We start from the raw sequence: 17,032 nt of genomic DNA on the forward strand, positions 1-17,032 counted from the left end.
TTTTGGCTTATAATCGCCGGTTCACGCCCTGGTGCAGTTGTGCATCCCGCGAACCGGACCCCACCATGTTACGAATCACCGAACTCAAGCTGCCGATCGATCACCCCGAAGAAGACCTGCGCCCTGCCATCGTGCAACGCCTGGGCATCGCCAGCGATGACCTGCTCGACTTCACCTTGTTCAAGCGCAGCTACGACGCGCGCAAGAAATCCTCCGAACTGTGCTTCATCTACACCATCGACCTGACAGTGCGCGACGAAGCCAGCCTGCTGCGCAAGTTCGCCGATGACCGTAACGTCAACGAGGCGCCGGATGTCAGCTACAAAGTGGTGGGCCAGGCACCGGCTGACCTGAACGAGCGGCCGATCGTGGTCGGCTTCGGTCCGTGCGGGATCTTCGCTGCCCTGTTGCTGGCACAAATGGGCTTCAAGCCGATCATCCTCGAGCGGGGCCCGGAAGTGCGCCAGCGCACCAAGGACACCTGGGGCCTGTGGCGCAAAAGCGTGCTCAACCCCGAATCCAACGTGCAATTCGGTGAAGGCGGCGCCGGGACGTTTTCCGACGGCAAGCTCTATAGCCAGATCAAGGATCCGAAATTCCTTGGCCGCAAGGTTTTGCACGAATTCGTCAAGGCCGGGGCGCCGGAAGAAATCCTCTACGTCAGCAAGCCGCACATTGGCACGTTCCGCCTGACAGGCGTGGTGGAAACCATGCGTGAGCAGATTCGCGCCCTGGGTGGCGAAGTGCGCTTCCAGCAGCGGGTCACCGATGTACTGATCGAGGACGGCCAACTGGTCGGCGTCGAACTGGCCAGCGGCGAACAGATTCATTCGAAACATGTGATCCTGGCCCTGGGCCACAGCGCCCGGGACACCTTCCGCATGCTCCACAGCCGCGGCGTGTACATGGAAGCCAAGCCGTTCTCGGTGGGTTTCCGTATCGAACACCCGCAATCGCTGATCGACAGCGCGCGCCTGGGCAAGTACGCCGGTCACCCGAAACTTGGCGCCGCCGACTACAAACTGGTGCACCACGCCAAGAATGGTCGTTCGGTGTACAGCTTCTGCATGTGCCCGGGCGGCACCGTGGTGGCCGCGACGTCCGAGCCAAACCGCGTCGTGACCAACGGCATGAGCCAGTATTCGCGCAACGAGCGTAACGCCAACTCCGGCATCGTCGTCGGCATTACCCCGGAAGTCGATTATCCCGGTGGCCCGCTGGCCGGGATCGAGTTGCAGGAGCGCCTGGAGTCCCACGCGTACGTACTCGGTGGCAGCAACTACGAGGCCCCCGCGCAACTGGTGGGTGATTTCATCGCCGGCAAGCCGTCTACGGCACTGGGCAGCGTCGAACCTTCCTACAAGCCAGGGGTGTCCTTGGGCGACCTGGCCCTGGCCCTGCCGGATTTCGCCATCGAAGCCATCCGCGAAGCCCTGCCGGCGTTCGAGAAACAGATTCGCGGTTACTCGCTGCACGACGCCGTGCTGACCGGCATCGAAACCCGCACCTCATCGCCCCTGCGCATCACCCGCAACGAATCGCTGCAGAGCCTGAACGTCAAGGGCCTGTTCCCGGCCGGTGAAGGCGCCGGTTACGCTGGCGGGATCCTGTCGGCGGGCGTGGACGGGATTCGGATTGCCGAGGCGGTGGCACGGGATATCCTCGGCCTGCCGGCCTGATCGCTATTCCTGTGGGAGCGAGCTTGCTCGCGATGGCAGTGTGTCAGTCAACATCATGGCTGGTTGATGTACCGCTATCGCGAGCAAGCTCGCTCCCACAGGGTCCCAGGCATCTTCAAGGTCAGATATTGGCCCGCAACACGCTTTGCGGCAGCGCCTCGCCCCGCTCCACACACGCCGCTACGCTGTCCATCAGCCCACTCAGCTCATACCCCTGGGCCTTGAGCCATGCCGGGTCGTAATAGGTCGTGGCGTAGCGCTCACCACCGTCACACAAAATCGCCACGATCGACCCCGACTCCCCCGCATCCACCATCTGCCGGGCCGCCATGAGTGCGCCGATCAGATTGGTGCCGCTGGACCCGCCGACCCGTCGTCCCAAACGCTGGGCCAGGTAATGCATGGCCGCCAATGACAAGGCGTCCGGGACCTTGACCATCGCATCGATGACTTTCGGCAAGAACGACGCCTCGACCCGTGGCCGGCCGATACCCTCGATGCGTGAACCACAATCCAGGCGCAGGCTGGCATCGCCGCTGCGGTAGTAGTCGAAGAACACTGAACGCTCGGCGTCGGCACACAGCACGCGGGTGCCGTGCTGGCGATAACGGACGTAGCGCCCCAGGGTGGCGGTGGTGCCGCCCGTGCCGGGGCTTGAAATCAACCAGCTCGGCTCCGGGTGCCGCTCGAAGCGCATCTGCTGGAAGATCGATTCGGCAATGTTGTTATTGGCCCGCCAGTCCGTGGCGCGCTCGGCGTAGGTGAATTGGTCGATGAAGTGCCCGTCATGCTCGCGGGCCAGGCGCTCGGATTCGGCGTAGATCTGCGTAGGATCGTTCACCAGGTGGCTCTGGCCACCATAGAACGCGATCTGTGCGATTTTTTCCCGGGAAGTGGTCGCCGGCATCACCGCAATGAACGGCAGGCCCAGCAACCTGGCGAAATAAGCCTCGGAAATCGCCGTCGAGCCGCTGGAGGCCTCGATCACCGGCGCACCGGGCTTGAGCCAGCCGTTACACAATGCGTAGAGGAACAGCGAACGAGCCAGCCGATGCTTGAGGCTGCCGGTGGGATGGCTGGACTCATCCTTGAAATACAACTCGATGCCCGGCAGGCCAGGCAGCGGCAGCGGAATCAGGTGGGTATCGGCGCTGCGCTGGAAGTCAGCCTCGATGATGCGGATCGCTTCGCGCGCCCACTGGCGGTGCTCGTTCATTTTGTGTTTGCTCATTGGATCGGTTCGACGTGCGGGATCACGCGGTCGTGCAGGCACGCAGGCGTTCGGAAAAAACCAGAAGTCAGCTTAGGAAAAAACCAACAGGATGCACAGGTACAGCTAAGGTCCAATATGGCCCGTAACTGCCGACTGCGTGGCGCAGATCTCGTAACGATATATAACAAAAAAGAATATAACTTTTGTTTTAACAACTAACCGCACGGGTTAGGGTGTGCCATCTTTTTGTTTCGATGAATGGAGAGCGATCGTGGCTCTACGCAATTCTCTGACACGCTTTTTCCAGCTGGAAGCGGCCAGCGGCCTACTGCTGATCGCCGCCGCCGTGTTGGCCCTGGTCATCAATAACTCGCCCCTTTCCTGGCTGTACAACGGCTTGCTGGACACGCCGGTGGTCGCCCAGGTCGGCGCGCTGAAGATCGCCAAACCCTTGTTGCTGTGGATCAACGACGGCCTGATGGCGATGTTCTTTCTGCTCATCGGCCTTGAAGTCAAGCGAGAAGTCCTCGGCGGGCAACTGTCGAAACCGTCGCAAATCGTCTTGCCGGGTGCGGCAGCGATTGGCGGCATGGTGGTACCGGCTTTGATCTACTGGTTCCTCAACCGCGACAATCCTCCTGCCCTCGCAGGCTGGGCGATTCCGACGGCCACCGACATTGCATTCGCCCTCGGCGTGCTGGCCTTGCTGGGCAAGCGGGTGCCGGTGTCGCTCAAGCTGTTCCTGATGACCCTGGCGATCATCGACGACCTGGGCGCCATTATCATCATCGCGATCTTCTATTCCGGCGCCCTGTCGAGCCTGTCGCTCATACTGGCGGCAACCTGTATCGCCGCGCTGGTGGCGATGAACCGGATGGGTGTGGTCAAGCTCGGTCCCTACATGGTTGTCGGCCTGATTCTGTGGGTCTGCGTGCTCAAGAGCGGTGTCCATGCCACCCTGGCCGGGGTGACCCTGGCGTTCTGCATCCCGCTGCGCACGAAAAACGCCGAGACTTCGCCGCTACTCACCCTGGAACATGCCCTGCATCCCTGGGTGGCCTATGGCATCCTGCCGCTGTTCGCCTTCGCCAACGCCGGCTTGTCCCTGAGCGGCGTCACCGTCGAAAGCTTCACCCATCATGTGCCCATGGGCATCGCCATTGGCCTGTTGCTGGGCAAGACCGTCGGCGTCTTCGGCCTGACCTGGCTGGCCGTGAAAATCGGCATCGCCAGCCTGCCCCTTGGCGCCAACTGGGGCCAGGTATTGGGTGTGGCGATCCTGTGCGGTATCGGGTTCACCATGAGCCTGTTCGTCGGGTCCCTGGCGTTCGAGCCGGGCGTAAGTGACTACGCGGGCATGGATCGGATGGGGATCCTCACGGGTTCGATCCTGGCGGCGTTGCTCGGTTATGCGGTGACGGCGGCGGCCAGTCGCAAGCAGGCTGCATTGCCTGGCTGATCCTTGCTTCTGCTTTTGCCGAGGGATGGTGTGTATATCCGTTGCTGCGGTAACGGCTGCCTAGGGTTCCGCTCTTACAGCGGGTCACTTTTGGAAGAGCGCCAAAAGTAACCAAAAACGCTTTGCCCCACCACTCGGCACCTCGCCTAGGCTCGGTGTGCCCGAGATCAACGTCCACCTCGAGGCGGCCTGATAGCCGACCTGGCTCTTGCGGGCGGTGTACACCAATGAGACCAGTTTGAGCAGAACCTGTGGGAGCAAAGCTTGCTCGCGAAGGCTTCGGCACATTCAGCATTGATGCAAGCAGACCCACCGCTATCGCGAGCAAGCTCGGCTCCCACAGGAATCGGCGGTGGACACTGATCTTATAAACGACCAAAAACCTCTGTGGGAGCGAGCTTGCTCGCGAAGAAGCCGGCAAGCCCAGCATCCATGTGACTGAACCCCCGCCATCGCGAGCAAGCTCGCTCCCACCCACCCACCCACCCTCATTCCCACAGGAGAAACGCGGTCACCCAGAACCAGGCCGGCTATCAGGCCGCCTCGCGGTGGACGTTGATCTCGGGCGCCCCGTTAACCACGCTGGCCGAACGCAGGCATTGCGCAGTGGGCATCCCGGCATGGATGCCGGGATAGCCGCGCTGGGCCATGGATGGCCCTTCGCGGCGGGCCCACGGAGCAATGCCGGAGTGAGGGCACACCGAGCCTAGGCGAGGTGCCGAGTGGTGGGGCAAAGCGTTTTTGGTTACTTTTGGCGCTCTTCCAAAAGTGACCCGCTGTAAGAGCGGAACCCTAAGCTGCCGTTACCGAAGAAACGGATATACACCCCCCCAAAAAAACCAGCAGACATCGAACCCCAGAAACAAAAACGGCGCTTTTCCGTTCAGGAATAAGCGCCGTTTTCTCTAATCATTCCAGCTTAGTGCGATACGCGACTCGTGCCACCCACGGTGGAAATACGAACCCGCTCACCCACACGGAACACCTCGTTTTCCTGAACCTGCTGCACATAGGCACGCATGCTACCGTCATCTTCACGCACGGTGATTTCCACACCCTGGGTACGGGTCAGACCTTCTTCAGTCGCAGAACCAAGCAGGCCACCGGCCACCGCGCCGATCACAGCGGCGACGATGCTGCCGCGGCCACCGCCGATGGCGCTGCCACCGACACCACCGACCACCGCACCGGCCGCACCGCCGATCGGGGTCTTGGTGCCTTCGATCTTGACCGGACGCAGGGACTCGATGGTCCCCATGCGAATCGTCTGCACGCGACGCGCTTCGTCACGGGAGTAGGAGTCACCGGTCAGGCTCGACTGACAGCCAGTGAGCAACATCGCCATCGTGGAAAAGGAAGCAACCAGCAAAACAGACTTACGCATAGCATCAACTCCAAAAGACAGGGATTCATTAAACTCCGCAGCTTGACGCCTGTCACGGCCTCGCCGGGATAAAATTGTTTTCATTCAGGTGGGATACAGGCGCACCCGAAAAATTCACCAAACAGTAGCGCCAATTTCCGAAACCTGCGTCATCAACCCGGGGATTTTTCATGGATTATTTCATCATCGTCGCGGTCACCGTGGCCGGTTTGTACTTCCACTGGTGGCTGTACGTACGAATCAAACGCTGGATGGACCGCGACCTGGCGCTGTCCCTGGCGGGGCAGGATGAGCATAAAAAGAACTACATGCTGCAACAATTGGCCCGCGCCCGTGAGCAAGGGGTCAAGCGCAGGGACTTGCCGCAATGGCTTGAAACCGCTGCGGCAGGTTACCCCGAAGCTAAGGCGCCAGACGCTCGCGTGTCCAGTTCGCCCCTTGCAGGCGATAGTTGAGACGATCGTGCAGGCGGCTCGGACGGCCCTGCCAGAACTCGATGCGCTCGGGCAGCAAACGATAACCGCCCCAATGCTCCGGGCAGTGCGGTTGGTGGTCGCTGAAGCGTTGTTCGGTGGCCTTGAGCAAGTCGTCCAGTTCAGCGCGCCCTGAAATCACTCGGCTCTGGGGTGAAGCCCAGGCGCCGAGGCGGCTGCCCAGAGGGCGAACCTGATAATACGCATCCGACTCCTGCGCCGTGACCTTCACCACTTTGCCCTCGATGCGCACCTGGCGCTCCAGGGTCGGCCAGAAAAACGTCATGGCCGCGAAGGGGTTCGCGACCAGTTGCTGGCCCTTGGCACTGTCGTAGTTGGTGAAGAACGTGAAACCCAGGGCATCCAGGCCCTTGAGCAGCAGGATCCGGCAGTGCGGGCGCCCTTGTGCATCCACCGTCGCCAGGGTCATGGCGTTGGCCTCCACCGGGGCCTGCTCGGTTTTCACTGCGTCGGCGAACCATTGGTGGAACAGTGCAAACGGCTCGGCCGGGGCCTGTGCCTCGGTCAAGCCATCGCGGGTGTAGTCGCGGCGCATATCAGCCAGCGGTTGGGTCATGGCGCGTTCCTTGTGGTTAGCCCATCACTGCTTGGGGGTATCGGCGGCCGCGACTTTCTTGGTATCGGTGGCGGCTTTGGCCGGTTGGGTTTTCTTCGCCGGGGTCGTGGCCTTGGCAGGGGCTTTCTTGGCAGGCGCCTTGGCCACGGCTTTTTTGGCCGGTGCTTTTTTACTGGTCGGGGTCACGGCTTTTTTCGCCGCAGGGGCTGGGGCTGGGGCCGCGGGTTTCACGTCCTGGGCCGCCACCATTGTCACGGGTGCGGGGGCCGGCATGTTGTATTTGCTCAGCAGCGCAACCATGGTGTTGGCCGGCGTGACCAGCAGTTCCACGCGACGGTTCAAGGCACGCCCTTCCACACTGTCGTTGGCCGCACGTGGCGCCACTGCACCCATGCCGCGCAGCATCAGGCGATCACGTTGCAGGCCGCTGAGACGGAAAATCGCCGCCACGGACTGGGCACGCTCCTGGCTGAGCTTCAGGTTCGCAGGTGCGGCGCCCGAAGTGTCGCCGTGGCCGAGGATCAGCACGGCAGTCTTCGGGTCGGTTTCAAGGATCTTCGCCACGCGGGTGAACGGGCCGAGGGTCACGGGCAGCAGCATGGCCGGACGGTCCGGGTTGAAGGAGCCGTCCACCGGCGCGGTGACCACCAGCACATTGTCGCGGCGCTCGAGTTCCAGCTTGCTGTCCTTGATGGCTGTGCGCAGCTTCGGCTCGTAGTCGTCGAGCCAGGCCTGGGTGACTTTCGGATCGGGCATCGGCACCGCCTTGGCGGTTTCCTGATCCTTGCCACCAAACGGCCACCACCACTTGCCGTTGCTTTCGGCTTCAGCCTTGGCAACAGCGGTCGGCGCCTTGGCCTCAGGCTTGGCTTCTGCTTTTGCCTCGGCTTTTCTGGCCGCGTCCGCGGCGGTTTCATCGGAAGAGAACGGCCACCACCAGTGGGTGGCGCTCTCGGCCTTGGCTTGCGGTGCGAGGGCGGCGGGTTTCAGAGGCGCCGCTGACGCCGTTTCCTCGGCCACTACCTTGTCGGAAGAGCCAAATGACCACCCGCTACCGCCGCCCTCGGCATCATTTTGTGGGGTTTGTGCGCAACCGGTGATAGCGAAGCACAGCGCCAGAGCGAGGGTTTTATTCGATGACATTGGATATCCACAAAATGATGTAAATGGAAAAATAAAGGCCATGTTTTGGCCGCATAAACAGACGCTTGGAAACTGAAAAGGCCACGAGGTTCCGGTGCCCGCCGCCTTCAATGGCGTTTTACAGACAAGTGGCAAGTACCCTCGCAAGGTTCTGCGCGCGCGGGTCCATCAATACGTAGGGCCCGAGCGTGTTGGTCACGAAGCCAAAAGCCACATCATGTTCCGGGTCGGCAAACCCCAAAGAGCCCCCGGCCCCAGGATGACCGAACGCCCGCGGGCCGAGGCCGTAGGTCGCATTCGGCACATCCGGCTGGTCGAGCATGCAACCCAGGCCGAAACGGGTCTGGGTCAACAAAGTCTTGTCCTCGCCGAAGCTATGCTGGCGAGTCAGCTCGTCGAGCATTTCACCTTCCAGCAGGCTGCCGTCCAGCAGCCCCGCATAGAACCCGGCCAGGCTGCGAGCGTTGCCGTGGCCGTTGGCCGCCGGTTGCTGCATGCGCCGCCACTCCGGTTTATTGGTACTGGTCATGATCGACGGCGGATTGGTGAAGGCCCGGGTGGTCATGGCCGTGGGTTCACGCATCGTCACCTGGAGCAGGCGTTGGGCCGCGGCATCGCCGACGTTGCCTTTGCCACGGGCGATGTGGGCCACGCGATGAAACTCTTCGTCCGCCAGGCCAACATGAAAATCCAGGCCCAACGGCTTGGCAACACGGGCCACGATGGACTCACCCGGACCACGCCCATCGACCCTGCGCAACAGCTCGCCAATCAGCCAGCCGTAGGTGATCGCGGCATAACCGTGGCCCTCGCCCGGCGTCCACCAAGGTGTTTCGGCGGCCAGGGCATCGACCATGGCTTGCCAGTCATAAAGCGCTTCGGGCGGCAGCAATTCACGTAGCGCCGGCAACCCGGCCTGATGGCAGAGCAACTGGCGCAGGGTAATGGATTGCTTGCCGGCGGCGGCAAACTCGGGCCAATAGCGGGCTACCGGGGCATCCAGCTGCAACTTGCCTTCGGCCACCAGTTGCAGGGCGGTGACGGCGGTGAAGGTCTTGGTGCAGGAAAACAGGTTGGCAATGGTGTCGCTGTGCCAGGCTTCATGGCCATCCTTGTCGGCGATACCGGCCCATAGATCGATCACCGTGCGACCACCCACCTGGATGCACAACGCCGCGCCGCGCTCCTGGGGATTATCGAACAGCGCCGCGAACGCTTCACGCACCGCCTCGAACTGAAGTTCATAATGGCCTTGAATCTGCACCCGTAACTCCCTTGAAACAAACACTTTTAAGGTGGCTGGCATTGTTTCAGCCATTCAGGCTTTTGGGAACCGCTGCAAGACGGCTGGCTAGGCATGGCCCGCTGTGGCAAGGAAGAATCTGTGGGAGCAAGGCTTGCCCGCGATGAAGGCACCTGCACCTCGGTTTCAAAAGGACCGCGCGGGCCTCATCGCGGGCAAGCCTTGCTCCCACAAGTACATTGCTCGCTATAAAATCGCAGCGACCTCAGGATATCTCCCGCCGAAACGGCGGCAGCGCATTGAGGATCGCCTTGCCATAGCGCTGGGTTACCAGCCTGCGGTCGAGCAAGGTGATGGTGCCGCGGTCTTCTTCGGTGCGCAGCAACCGACCACACGCCTGGACCAGCTTCAGCGAAGCGTCCGGCACGGAGATTTCCATGAACGGGTTGCCGCCTCGGGCTTCGATCCACTCGGCCAGCGCGGCTTCCACCGGGTCATCGGGCACCGAGAATGGAATCTTGGCGATCACCACGTGCTCGCAATAGGCACCCGGCAAGTCCACGCCTTCGGCAAAACTCGCCAGGCCGAACAGCACGCTGGAATCACCGCCGTCGACCCGCGCCTTGTGTTTGTTCAGGGTTTCCTGCTTCGACAGGTTGCCCTGGATGAACACCTGCTTGCGCCAGTCACGGTCAAGGCCGTCGAACACGTCCTGCATCTGCTTGCGCGAGGAAAACAGCACCAGGGTGCCTCGTGAGCCTTCCACCAGTTCCGGCAGGTCGCGAATGATCGCCGCGGTATGGCCGGCGGCATCCCGCGGGTCGGCCTTGAGGTCCGGCACCCGCAGCACACCGGCGTCGGCGTGATGGAAGGGGCTTGGAACCACGGCGGTCACGGCTTTCTTCGGCAGGCCGGCGCGCATGCGGAAACGGTCGAACGTGCCCAGGGCCGTCAGCGTGGCGGACGTCACCAGCGCGCCATAGGCCACGTTCCACAGGTTGCGACGCAGCATTTCCGCCGCCAGGATCGGGCTGGCATTGACCTCGATATCGAACAGCGAACCGCTTTCGGCCAGGGTCAGCCACCGCGCCATTGGCGGGTTGTCTTCCGGGTCTTCGGCGGTGAAGGCCGTCCACAGTTCCCAATTGCCTTGTGAGCGGGACAACAGGCTGCCGAACAGCGGGTACCACTCCTCGGCCTGGTTACTGGCGATGCCGATGTTGACCTCGCCATCCATGCCTTCCTTGAGCAGGTCGGTCAGGCGCGTGAACAGGTCGGTCAGGCGTGCGAAACCTTTCTTGAGCTCGATGCCCATTTCGCGCATGTGCTCGGGAATCACCCCGCCGACAAACCGGTGACGTGGCCGCTCGCGGCCCTCGACGTCTTCGCCGGGCTTGAAGTCGGCCACTTGCTCGCACGCGGTGAACATGAACTGCTGGTTCGTCTTGATTTCCCGCGCCAGCTCCGGCACTTGCTCGATGAACTTGCCCAGGTCGCCCGGCAATGGATGCTGGGCCAACAGTTTGGTGAGGTTCTTGGCGGTGGTTTCCAGCCAGTCGGCGGTGGAGCGCAGCCGGGTGTAATGGGCGAAATGCCCGATGGCCTTGTCCGGCAGGTGATGGCCTTCGTCGAACACGTAGATCGTGTCGCGCGGGTCCGGCAGCACCGCACCGCCGCCCAAGGCCAGGTCGGCCAGCACCATGTCGTGGTTGGTGACAATGACGTCGACCTTGCCCATGCCTTCACGGGCCTTGTAGAAGGCGCACTGGCCGAAGTTCGGGCAATGCCGGTTGGTGCACTGGCTATGGTCGGTCGTCAGGCGGGACCAGTCGGCGTCTTCCAGGGCCGTGGACCAACTGTCGCGGTCGCCGTCCCATTTATTGCCGGCCAGCTTCTCGATCATGCTGGTGAACAGCTTCTGACTGGCCTCATCGACTTCGATCTTGAAGCCTTCTTCTTCGAACAGCTGGGCCGTGGCGGTCTGCGCGTGGCCTTCCTGGAGCAGCATGTCGAGCTTGGACAGGCACATGTAGCGCCCACGGCCCTTGGCCAGCGCGAACGTGAAGTTCAGCCCGCTGTTGCGCATCAGGTCGGGCAGGTCCTTGTAGACGATCTGCTCCTGCAGGGCGACGGTGGCCGTGGCGATCACCAGGCGTTTGCCGGCGGCCTTGGCAGTGGGAATCGCCGCCAGGCTGTAGGCCACGGTCTTGCCGGTACCGGTGCCGGCCTCCACCGCCACGATGGCGGGCTCGCCACTGCGCCGGCCTTCGTCGTCGGTGTCGATGTCACCCAGGACTTTTGCCACTTCGGCAATCATTAGGCGCTGGCCATATCGCGGCTTGAGGCTCTTGGCTTCGAGAAAACGCGAATAGGCGCCCTGGATCGTGGTTTTGAGTTCGGTGCTGATCATGAATGGTCGGGCGCAAAAAACGCTGGATAAATTTTCAGTGGTTCGGATCGGCGGCTATCATACCCCGCTAATGAATCCTGCGCAGAACGGAGTAACCCAATGACACCCTTTGCCTTCATCTACACCCTGCATTTGCTGGCGGCCCTGGTCTGGGTCGGCGGCATGTTCTTCGCCTGGATGATCCTGCGCCCCGCCGCAATGACGGCGCTTGAGGGCCCTGCCCGGCTCAAGTTGTGGGTAGAAGTGTTTCAACGTTTTTTTGTCTGGGTCTGGGTGGCGGTGGTGCTTTTACCGATCAGCGGTGTAGGCCTGATCCATGTGCGCTTCGCCGGTTTCGAAACCGCGCCGCGGTACGTGCAGGTGATGATGGGACTGTACGTGGTGATGACAGCGCTGTTTATCCGCATCCAGGGCCTGCAACTGCCGGCATTGCGTAGCGCCGTGACGGCGCAGGACTGGCCCGCGGGTGCGGCGGTGCTGGGGAAGATTCGCAGGCTGGTGGGGATCAACCTGTTGATCGGGTTACTGGTGGTGGCGATTGGCGCGGCGCGGCCGATGTTCTGAACATCACCTAAAACCCTGTGGGAGCGAGCTTGCTCGCGATGGCGGTGTATCAGGCAATACTTCATCGGCTGACACAACGCCATCGCGAGCAAGCTCGCTCCCACAGGTTCAGATCAGTTTTTTCTTCAGAACCGCTGCACCGTCACCGTCCCCGCCGCTCCGGCAGGTCCTGGCTGGCCCTCGGCGCCGGGACGACCGCTTTTGCCACCATCGGCGGTATAGACCAGGCACCCCTTGGCCTTGCCTCCCGCCCCCGGTTTGCCACCAGGCCCAGCCGCGCCACCGGCACCGCCGTCCACCACGACCTTGATCTGCTCGGCAGGATAGGCGCGGGGCAGCTCAAGGCGTACCAACGCACCGGCCGCACCCGGCTGGCCATCGCTGCCATTGCTGCCGTCGGCCCCGCGACCGGCCGAACCCCAGGTGCAACCCGGCGCCTGGCCATTGGCACCGTCAAGACCGACGAAACCCGGCGCACCGGTACCACCGCGGGCATCCACCGACAACAGCGGCGCATTCAAGGCATTGAAACGCAGATTGAGATCGCGCCCCGACCGCGCGGCCTTGGTGTAGGTACCCGGTGCGCCGCGTGAAGTGATCTGGCTGCCCTCGGCCAGCTCAGCCTGGGCCACTTTCATTTCCAATACCTGCTGCGCCGGCACGATGGCGATCCGCGCTTCACGCCCCAGGTGCAATTGGTCGATGGTCAGTTCAGTGACATTGGAAGGCACCAGCAGCGTGCCATAGTCGGCCACGTCCAGTCGCTCAAGGACCAGGGTGCTGGTGGTGTTGGGCAGGCGCATCAACGAATGGCTTTCGACCTGGACCACCTGGGCCGAAGCCCATGGGCATACGAATGCGGCGAGCAGACACAATTTACGCATGGGAAGCCTCTGGCGCGGTCGGGAGGGTTTGCAAATGGAAGATACCGAACAGCAGCACTCTGAGGCGATCACGACCTGGCGCGGGGCGGTCACGCAAACTGGCCCTGAACAACAGCAGTTCCAGCAGATGGAGCACCAGCAAAAACCCGCCGGCGACAGTGACCAGCTCATGCAGCGGATGGACGAACGGCACGACCAGATTGACCAGCACCACCAGCCAGAACAGCAGAGTCAGCAAGCGCCCCAGCCCCCAAAACACCTTCATACGCCCCCCTGATCGGGAATTATTCTTTGCGCGCACAGTAACGGCTTGCGCGCAGGATAAGCCAGAGGGCCAGGCAAATTTAATCTAACTTGAGCGCCGGCCGCCGGATCGCCTTACCGACGACCCGACAGCCCTGGCCCGAACTTCAACGCTGAATATGCAGTTCAACCCGACGGTTCTGTGCCCGCCCTTCGTCGGTGTCATTGTCGGCCACCGGCTCGCTTTCGCCTTTGCCTTCGCTGGTGAGTTTGCCGGGGGCCAGCCCCTGGGTCAGCAAATACTCAACGACGCTGCTGGCCCGACGTTCAGACAGCCCCTGGTTATAGGCATCACTGCCGACACTGTCGGTGTGTCCCACGACCCGGATGCTGGCGACATTGGCATGGCTGAGCTTGCCCATCAGCCCATCGAGCTGGCTTCGAGCTTCTGCGGTAAGGTCGGATTTGTCGAAATCGAACAGTACCTTGCCGGCGTCGTTGAGGGTGATGACCTCGCTAGCCGGTGCTTCAGGCTCCATCGGTGGGGCGCTGGCCGGGTATTGCGGCACCGGGCAACCGTGATGTTCGACAGGGGTATTGGCCGGTGTATCAGGGCAACGGTCGCGGCGGTCGAACACCCCGTCGTCGTCTTCATCGCCATCCTGGGCATAGCAGATCAAACCACCGCCCAGTAGCCCCAATGCGGCGCCGCCAGCGGCCCAGCCACTGCTTTCAATGGCCCCCAACCCGCCGCCGGCCAGGCCGCCGATCAGGCTACAGATTGGCCAGGTGCGTTGATTGAGAGGTGCGCTACCGTCGCTGTGAGTGGCGCAACCGGACAACAGACTGCTCGCCAGCAGTACCGGTAAGGCGGCCCTGATTAGAACGTTCATGGTGAAGGCTCCTGTGTCACCGGCCCATACCGGTCACACAGGAGTAAAGACCCGCATCCGCAACTCTACAAGCCGCGAATGGCAAGGGTTTCAGCGGTTTATCTTGATTTCCGTGCGACGGTTCATCGCGCGGCCGTCGGCGGTCTTGTTATCGGCCACCGGCTGGCTCTCTCCGGAGCCGGACACCGAGACGAAACTGGCGCGAGGCACACCTTGCTGGACCAGGTATTGCACCACCGCATTGGCCCGTTTCTCCGACAGCTTCTGGTTATAGGTATCGCTGCCGACGCTGTCGGTATGGCCGGTGACCCGCAGTTGCGCGGTGGACGTTTCCTGTTTCAGCCGGGTGGCGACCGTGCCCAGCACCTCCTTGTCGGCTGGGGTCAGCGTGGCTTTGTTGAACTCAAAGTGCACGTCGCGGATCACGATGGTTTCTTCCTTGACCACTGGAGGCTCTTCCGCCATTGGCGGTGGCGCGGGTGGTGGGCAACCGTCGGCATCGACCTGCACGCCCTTCGGTGTGCCCGGGCACTTGTCGCGGCTGTCCGGCACGCCATCGCCATCTTCATCGCCATCGCCGTGCACCCAGCAGTAAGCCGCCGCCATGCCACCGACGAACAACGCGCCGCCGCCAGCCCAGGAAGTACTTTCGGTGGCGCCCAATCCTGCGCCGATCGCACCGCCGACGGCGGCACAGGTCGGCCAGTCGGTTTTCTGCAAACCTGCGCAACCAGTCAACACACTGGTTAGCAGAACCAGGGGTAACGCTGTCCGAACTATGCTCATCGGTTTTCTCCTTGAGGGATCGGCTTGTCGCCGATTCAGGGGAGTAAAGACCCGTCTTCGAATCTGCGCCAGCCTGAGCAATCGCGGGGTTTCGCCCCGTGTTTGCGAAGATTCCGAACGTTCAGGGACAAACCGCTCTAGGCCACGATGTCCGGGCAGGCTATCGTGATAGTTCTGACTGAGGAACTTCGATGACTGTTGCCATTTCTGCGCGTACGCCCCAGCAAGCCCTGGCGGCCGTGCTTGACCGTTATGCCCCGCAAACACTGCTATTGATCGGTGCCGGCGGCTTTCCCGCGCTCGAAGCATTCCAGCAGGCCCATCCCAACACCGAAGTGGTCCACGCCAGCCCCGGCGCGCTGCCGGCGGACGTGGCGGCACGGCGTTTTGACCTGGCCCTGGCGCTCGATTGCCTGGAGCATTTACCCAAGCGCGAGGGTCTGAACCTGTTGGGTGGCATCCGCAATCTCAATGCCAGCCGCATCGCCGTACTGGCAGACCTCAACGCCTGCGGCTGGCAAGAGACCGACTTTTTTTCCCTGGCCCTGCAAGCCAGCGAGCGATTCCAGCGCGAAGATCAGGTGTTGACCCTGTTCACCTACGATCTGCTTGAATACAAACAAGTCCCCGACTGGCTCAACTCGCGCTTTTGGGCCAATCCGGAAAATTTTGGAAAATATTGGTGGTAACCGTGAACACAAGCTCGCACACACCCATTTGCCCTTGCGGCAGTGGCAACTCACTGGACGCCTGCTGCGGCCACTACCACGGCGGTCACCCGGCGCCCTGCGCCGAAGCCTTGATGCGCTCGCGCTATAGCGCCTATGTGCTGGGCCTGGTGGATTATCTGGTCGCCACCACCCTGCCCGCCCAGCAGCCAGGCCTCGATCGCCAGTCGATCAGCGAGTGGAGTGCCAACAGCACCTGGTTGGGGCTGGAAGTGGAAAGCAGCGAGGTGCTCGGTGGTCAACCGGAACACGCCTTTGTCACGTTCACGGCACGCTGGCACGACGGCCAGGGCGAGCACAGCCACCGAGAGCAGTCCTCGTTCGTGCAGAACAACGGGCGCTGGTACTTCATCGACCCGACCGTGCCGGTCAAGACCGGCCGCAACGACGGCTGTCCGTGCGGCAGCGGGCACAAATTCAAAAAGTGCTGCGCCGGCTACTTCAATCGCTGATTTTAGGAAACGTCCGACGCTCGTCCATCGGCCCAGAGGGCTAGACTGGGGGTAAACCAGAGGCACGGACATGACCCTTCCATCATTCTTGCTGCGCGTCACCTGCCTGCTGCTGTTCATCGGGTTCGGCGGCTGTGCGTCCTGGCGCGGTGAAGAAGCCCCTGACCCCCAGGTGCACCTGGTCAAAGTAGAGGTGGTGCGGGCCCGGTTGCTGGAGCAGAAGTTCATGCTGCACTTTCGCGTCGACAACCCCGGCGACAGCGACCTGACCGTTCGGGGCCTGACGTACCGCATCCACCTCGGTGACCTGCTGCTGACCGAGGGTGAGCACGAACACTGGTTCACCGTGTCCCCAAAACAAAGCGCCTACTTCAAGGTGCCGATCCGCACCAACCTGTGGCCGAAAGTGCGGGACGTGGTGAAGTTGCTGGCCAAACCCCGGGAACAGATCCCCTATCGTCTGGAAGGTGAGCTGGAAACCGGATTATTCATCGCTCACTACGTGCACCTGGAACGCAATGGCGTGATAATCGCCGCCGATTTTATTGCGGAGTAACCCCGATGACCCAACAACCCCACGTCCACGGCCCTGATTGCAACCACGATCACGACCATCATCACGATCACGATCACGATCATGACCACGGCCATGTCCACGGTCCGAACTGCGGCCACGCCCACCAGGAACCGGTGCGCAACGCCCTGAAGGATGTCGGCCGCAACGATCCTTGCCCGTGCGGCAATGGCAAGAAATTCAAGAAATGCCACGGGGCTTGAGGGTCCGGGCGAAAAACTTTTTCGCCGGTTAGACCGTCATCGCGAGCAAGCTCGCTCCCACAGGGGCCCCTGGCTCATCACCGACTCTGTGGGAGCGAGCCTGCTCGCGATGAGGCCGGCACAT

18 protein-coding genes are annotated in these 17,032 nt (G+C 62.2%); 8 read left to right on the forward strand and 10 right to left on the reverse strand.

The window, feature by feature from the left end:
• Positions 1 to 65 precede the first annotated feature (65 nt).
• Entirely contained in the window at positions 66 to 1,679 is a 1,614-nt protein-coding gene (locus KI237_RS23680; RefSeq protein WP_212797293.1) for an NAD(P)/FAD-dependent oxidoreductase, read from the forward strand.
• A 121-nt stretch (positions 1,680 to 1,800) separates the two neighbouring features.
• Here the strand turns inward: KI237_RS23680 and KI237_RS23685 are convergent, their stop codons facing one another.
• The gene (locus tag KI237_RS23685; protein ID WP_212800687.1) at positions 1,801 to 2,895 is read right to left on the reverse strand and encodes a PLP-dependent cysteine synthase family protein; all 1,095 of its coding nucleotides are present in this window, start codon (positions 2,893 to 2,895) and stop codon (positions 1,801 to 1,803) included.
• 268 nt (positions 2,896 to 3,163) lie between these two features.
• On the opposite strand from KI237_RS23685, the gene nhaA reads away from it, so the two are divergent.
• Positions 3,164 to 4,351 carry a Na+/H+ antiporter NhaA gene (gene nhaA / locus KI237_RS23690; protein ID WP_212797294.1) on the forward strand — a complete coding sequence of 396 codons (1,188 nt, stop codon included), beginning with the start codon at positions 3,164 to 3,166 and terminating at the stop codon, positions 4,349 to 4,351.
• A 919-nt stretch (positions 4,352 to 5,270) separates the two neighbouring features.
• Here nhaA and KI237_RS23695 read toward each other — a convergent pair.
• Complete coding sequence (locus KI237_RS23695) at positions 5,271 to 5,735, reverse strand: outer membrane lipoprotein (protein ID WP_186615330.1); 465 nt, start codon at positions 5,733 to 5,735, stop codon at positions 5,271 to 5,273.
• Between the two features lie 170 nt (positions 5,736 to 5,905).
• Between KI237_RS23695 and KI237_RS23700 the strand changes: the two genes are divergently transcribed.
• Positions 5,906 to 6,190, forward strand: a complete 285-nt coding sequence (locus KI237_RS23700; protein WP_212797295.1) for a hypothetical protein — start codon at positions 5,906 to 5,908, stop codon at positions 6,188 to 6,190.
• Here the strand turns inward: KI237_RS23700 and pdxH are convergent.
• The 4 genes from pdxH to dinG all read right to left on the reverse strand — a co-directional run bounded on the left by pdxH (position 6,138) and on the right by dinG (position 11,581).
• Positions 6,138 to 6,785, reverse strand: a complete 648-nt coding sequence (pdxH, locus tag KI237_RS23705; RefSeq protein ID WP_212797296.1) for a pyridoxamine 5'-phosphate oxidase — start codon at positions 6,783 to 6,785, stop codon at positions 6,138 to 6,140. The two genes, KI237_RS23700 and pdxH, sit on opposite strands and share 53 nt — an antisense overlap.
• A gap of 24 nt (positions 6,786 to 6,809) precedes the next feature.
• The gene (locus KI237_RS23710; protein ID WP_212797297.1) at positions 6,810 to 7,928 is read right to left on the reverse strand and encodes an OmpA family protein; all 1,119 of its coding nucleotides are present in this window, start codon (positions 7,926 to 7,928) and stop codon (positions 6,810 to 6,812) included.
• 118 nt (positions 7,929 to 8,046) lie between these two features.
• Positions 8,047 to 9,192 carry a serine hydrolase domain-containing protein gene (locus tag KI237_RS23715; RefSeq protein WP_212797298.1) on the reverse strand — a complete coding sequence of 382 codons (1,146 nt, stop codon included), beginning with the start codon at positions 9,190 to 9,192 and terminating at the stop codon, positions 8,047 to 8,049.
• 244 nt (positions 9,193 to 9,436) lie between these two features.
• A complete protein-coding gene (dinG, locus tag KI237_RS23720) occupies positions 9,437 to 11,581 on the reverse strand; it encodes an ATP-dependent DNA helicase DinG (protein ID WP_186708434.1) in 2,145 nt (714 codons plus the stop codon).
• Positions 11,582 to 11,680: 99 nt separating this feature from the next.
• Here dinG and KI237_RS23725 point away from each other — a divergent pair, with 99 nt between their 5' ends.
• On the forward strand, positions 11,681 to 12,145 hold the full coding sequence (locus KI237_RS23725) for a CopD family protein (protein ID WP_212797299.1): 465 nt from the start codon (positions 11,681 to 11,683) through the stop codon (positions 12,143 to 12,145).
• A 125-nt stretch (positions 12,146 to 12,270) separates the two neighbouring features.
• Here the strand turns inward: KI237_RS23725 and KI237_RS23730 are convergent, their stop codons facing one another.
• The 4 genes from KI237_RS23730 to KI237_RS23745 all read right to left on the reverse strand — a co-directional run bounded on the left by KI237_RS23730 (position 12,271) and on the right by KI237_RS23745 (position 14,951).
• Positions 12,271 to 13,029, reverse strand: a complete 759-nt coding sequence (locus KI237_RS23730) for a collagen-like triple helix repeat-containing protein (protein WP_212797300.1) — start codon at positions 13,027 to 13,029, stop codon at positions 12,271 to 12,273.
• A complete protein-coding gene (locus KI237_RS23735; RefSeq protein WP_212797301.1) occupies positions 13,022 to 13,294 on the reverse strand; it encodes a DUF1145 domain-containing protein in 273 nt (90 codons plus the stop codon). Before KI237_RS23735 ends, KI237_RS23730 begins: the two co-directional genes overlap by 8 nt.
• A gap of 145 nt (positions 13,295 to 13,439) precedes the next feature.
• Positions 13,440 to 14,165, reverse strand: a complete 726-nt coding sequence (locus tag KI237_RS23740) for a PA1041 family peptidoglycan-binding anchor lipoprotein (RefSeq protein ID WP_212797302.1) — start codon at positions 14,163 to 14,165, stop codon at positions 13,440 to 13,442.
• A gap of 90 nt (positions 14,166 to 14,255) precedes the next feature.
• Positions 14,256 to 14,951, reverse strand: a complete 696-nt coding sequence (locus KI237_RS23745; protein ID WP_212797303.1) for a PA1041 family peptidoglycan-binding anchor lipoprotein — start codon at positions 14,949 to 14,951, stop codon at positions 14,256 to 14,258.
• A gap of 191 nt (positions 14,952 to 15,142) precedes the next feature.
• Here KI237_RS23745 and KI237_RS23750 point away from each other — a divergent pair, with 191 nt between their 5' ends.
• The 4 genes from KI237_RS23750 to KI237_RS23765 all read left to right on the forward strand — a co-directional run bounded on the left by KI237_RS23750 (position 15,143) and on the right by KI237_RS23765 (position 16,908).
• Positions 15,143 to 15,640 carry a DUF6231 family protein gene (locus KI237_RS23750; RefSeq protein ID WP_212797304.1) on the forward strand — a complete coding sequence of 166 codons (498 nt, stop codon included), beginning with the start codon at positions 15,143 to 15,145 and terminating at the stop codon, positions 15,638 to 15,640.
• Positions 15,641 to 15,642: 2 nt separating this feature from the next.
• The gene (locus KI237_RS23755; protein ID WP_212797305.1) at positions 15,643 to 16,131 is read left to right on the forward strand and encodes a YchJ family protein; all 489 of its coding nucleotides are present in this window, start codon (positions 15,643 to 15,645) and stop codon (positions 16,129 to 16,131) included.
• 70 nt (positions 16,132 to 16,201) lie between these two features.
• Entirely contained in the window at positions 16,202 to 16,687 is a 486-nt protein-coding gene (locus KI237_RS23760; protein WP_212797306.1) for an LEA/WHy family protein, read from the forward strand.
• Positions 16,688 to 16,692: 5 nt separating this feature from the next.
• On the forward strand, positions 16,693 to 16,908 hold the full coding sequence (locus KI237_RS23765; protein WP_024619898.1) for an SEC-C metal-binding domain-containing protein: 216 nt from the start codon (positions 16,693 to 16,695) through the stop codon (positions 16,906 to 16,908).
• Positions 16,909 to 17,032 lie beyond the last annotated feature (124 nt).

Source organism: Pseudomonas sp. St316 (genome assembly GCF_018325905.1).
Classification (GTDB): Bacteria; Pseudomonadota; Gammaproteobacteria; order Pseudomonadales; family Pseudomonadaceae; genus Aquipseudomonas.

What these genes read in the sequence shown, in the direction of transcription:
- KI237_RS23680 (WP_212797293.1), top strand. Translation starts at nt 66, where the DNA reads ATGTTACGAATCACCGAACTCAAGCTGCCGATCGATCACCCCGAAGAA.
- KI237_RS23685 (WP_212800687.1), bottom strand. Translation starts at nt 2,895, where the DNA reads ATGAACGAGCACCGCCAGTGGGCGCGCGAAGCGATCCGCATCATCGAG.
- KI237_RS23695 (WP_186615330.1), bottom strand. Translation starts at nt 5,735, where the DNA reads ATGCGTAAGTCTGTTTTGCTGGTTGCTTCCTTTTCCACGATGGCGATG.
- KI237_RS23700 (WP_212797295.1), top strand. Translation starts at nt 5,906, where the DNA reads ATGGATTATTTCATCATCGTCGCGGTCACCGTGGCCGGTTTGTACTTC.
- pdxH (WP_212797296.1), bottom strand. Translation starts at nt 6,785, where the DNA reads ATGACCCAACCGCTGGCTGATATGCGCCGCGACTACACCCGCGATGGC.
- KI237_RS23710 (WP_212797297.1), bottom strand. Translation starts at nt 7,928, where the DNA reads ATGTCATCGAATAAAACCCTCGCTCTGGCGCTGTGCTTCGCTATCACC.
- dinG (WP_186708434.1), bottom strand. Translation starts at nt 11,581, where the DNA reads ATGATCAGCACCGAACTCAAAACCACGATCCAGGGCGCCTATTCGCGT.
- KI237_RS23725 (WP_212797299.1), top strand. Translation starts at nt 11,681, where the DNA reads ATGACACCCTTTGCCTTCATCTACACCCTGCATTTGCTGGCGGCCCTG.
- KI237_RS23730 (WP_212797300.1), bottom strand. Translation starts at nt 13,029, where the DNA reads ATGCGTAAATTGTGTCTGCTCGCCGCATTCGTATGCCCATGGGCTTCG.
- KI237_RS23735 (WP_212797301.1), bottom strand. Translation starts at nt 13,294, where the DNA reads ATGAAGGTGTTTTGGGGGCTGGGGCGCTTGCTGACTCTGCTGTTCTGG.
- KI237_RS23740 (WP_212797302.1), bottom strand. Translation starts at nt 14,165, where the DNA reads ATGAACGTTCTAATCAGGGCCGCCTTACCGGTACTGCTGGCGAGCAGT.
- KI237_RS23745 (WP_212797303.1), bottom strand. Translation starts at nt 14,951, where the DNA reads ATGAGCATAGTTCGGACAGCGTTACCCCTGGTTCTGCTAACCAGTGTG.
- KI237_RS23750 (WP_212797304.1), top strand. Translation starts at nt 15,143, where the DNA reads ATGACTGTTGCCATTTCTGCGCGTACGCCCCAGCAAGCCCTGGCGGCC.
- KI237_RS23760 (WP_212797306.1), top strand. Translation starts at nt 16,202, where the DNA reads ATGACCCTTCCATCATTCTTGCTGCGCGTCACCTGCCTGCTGCTGTTC.
- KI237_RS23765 (WP_024619898.1), top strand. Translation starts at nt 16,693, where the DNA reads ATGACCCAACAACCCCACGTCCACGGCCCTGATTGCAACCACGATCAC.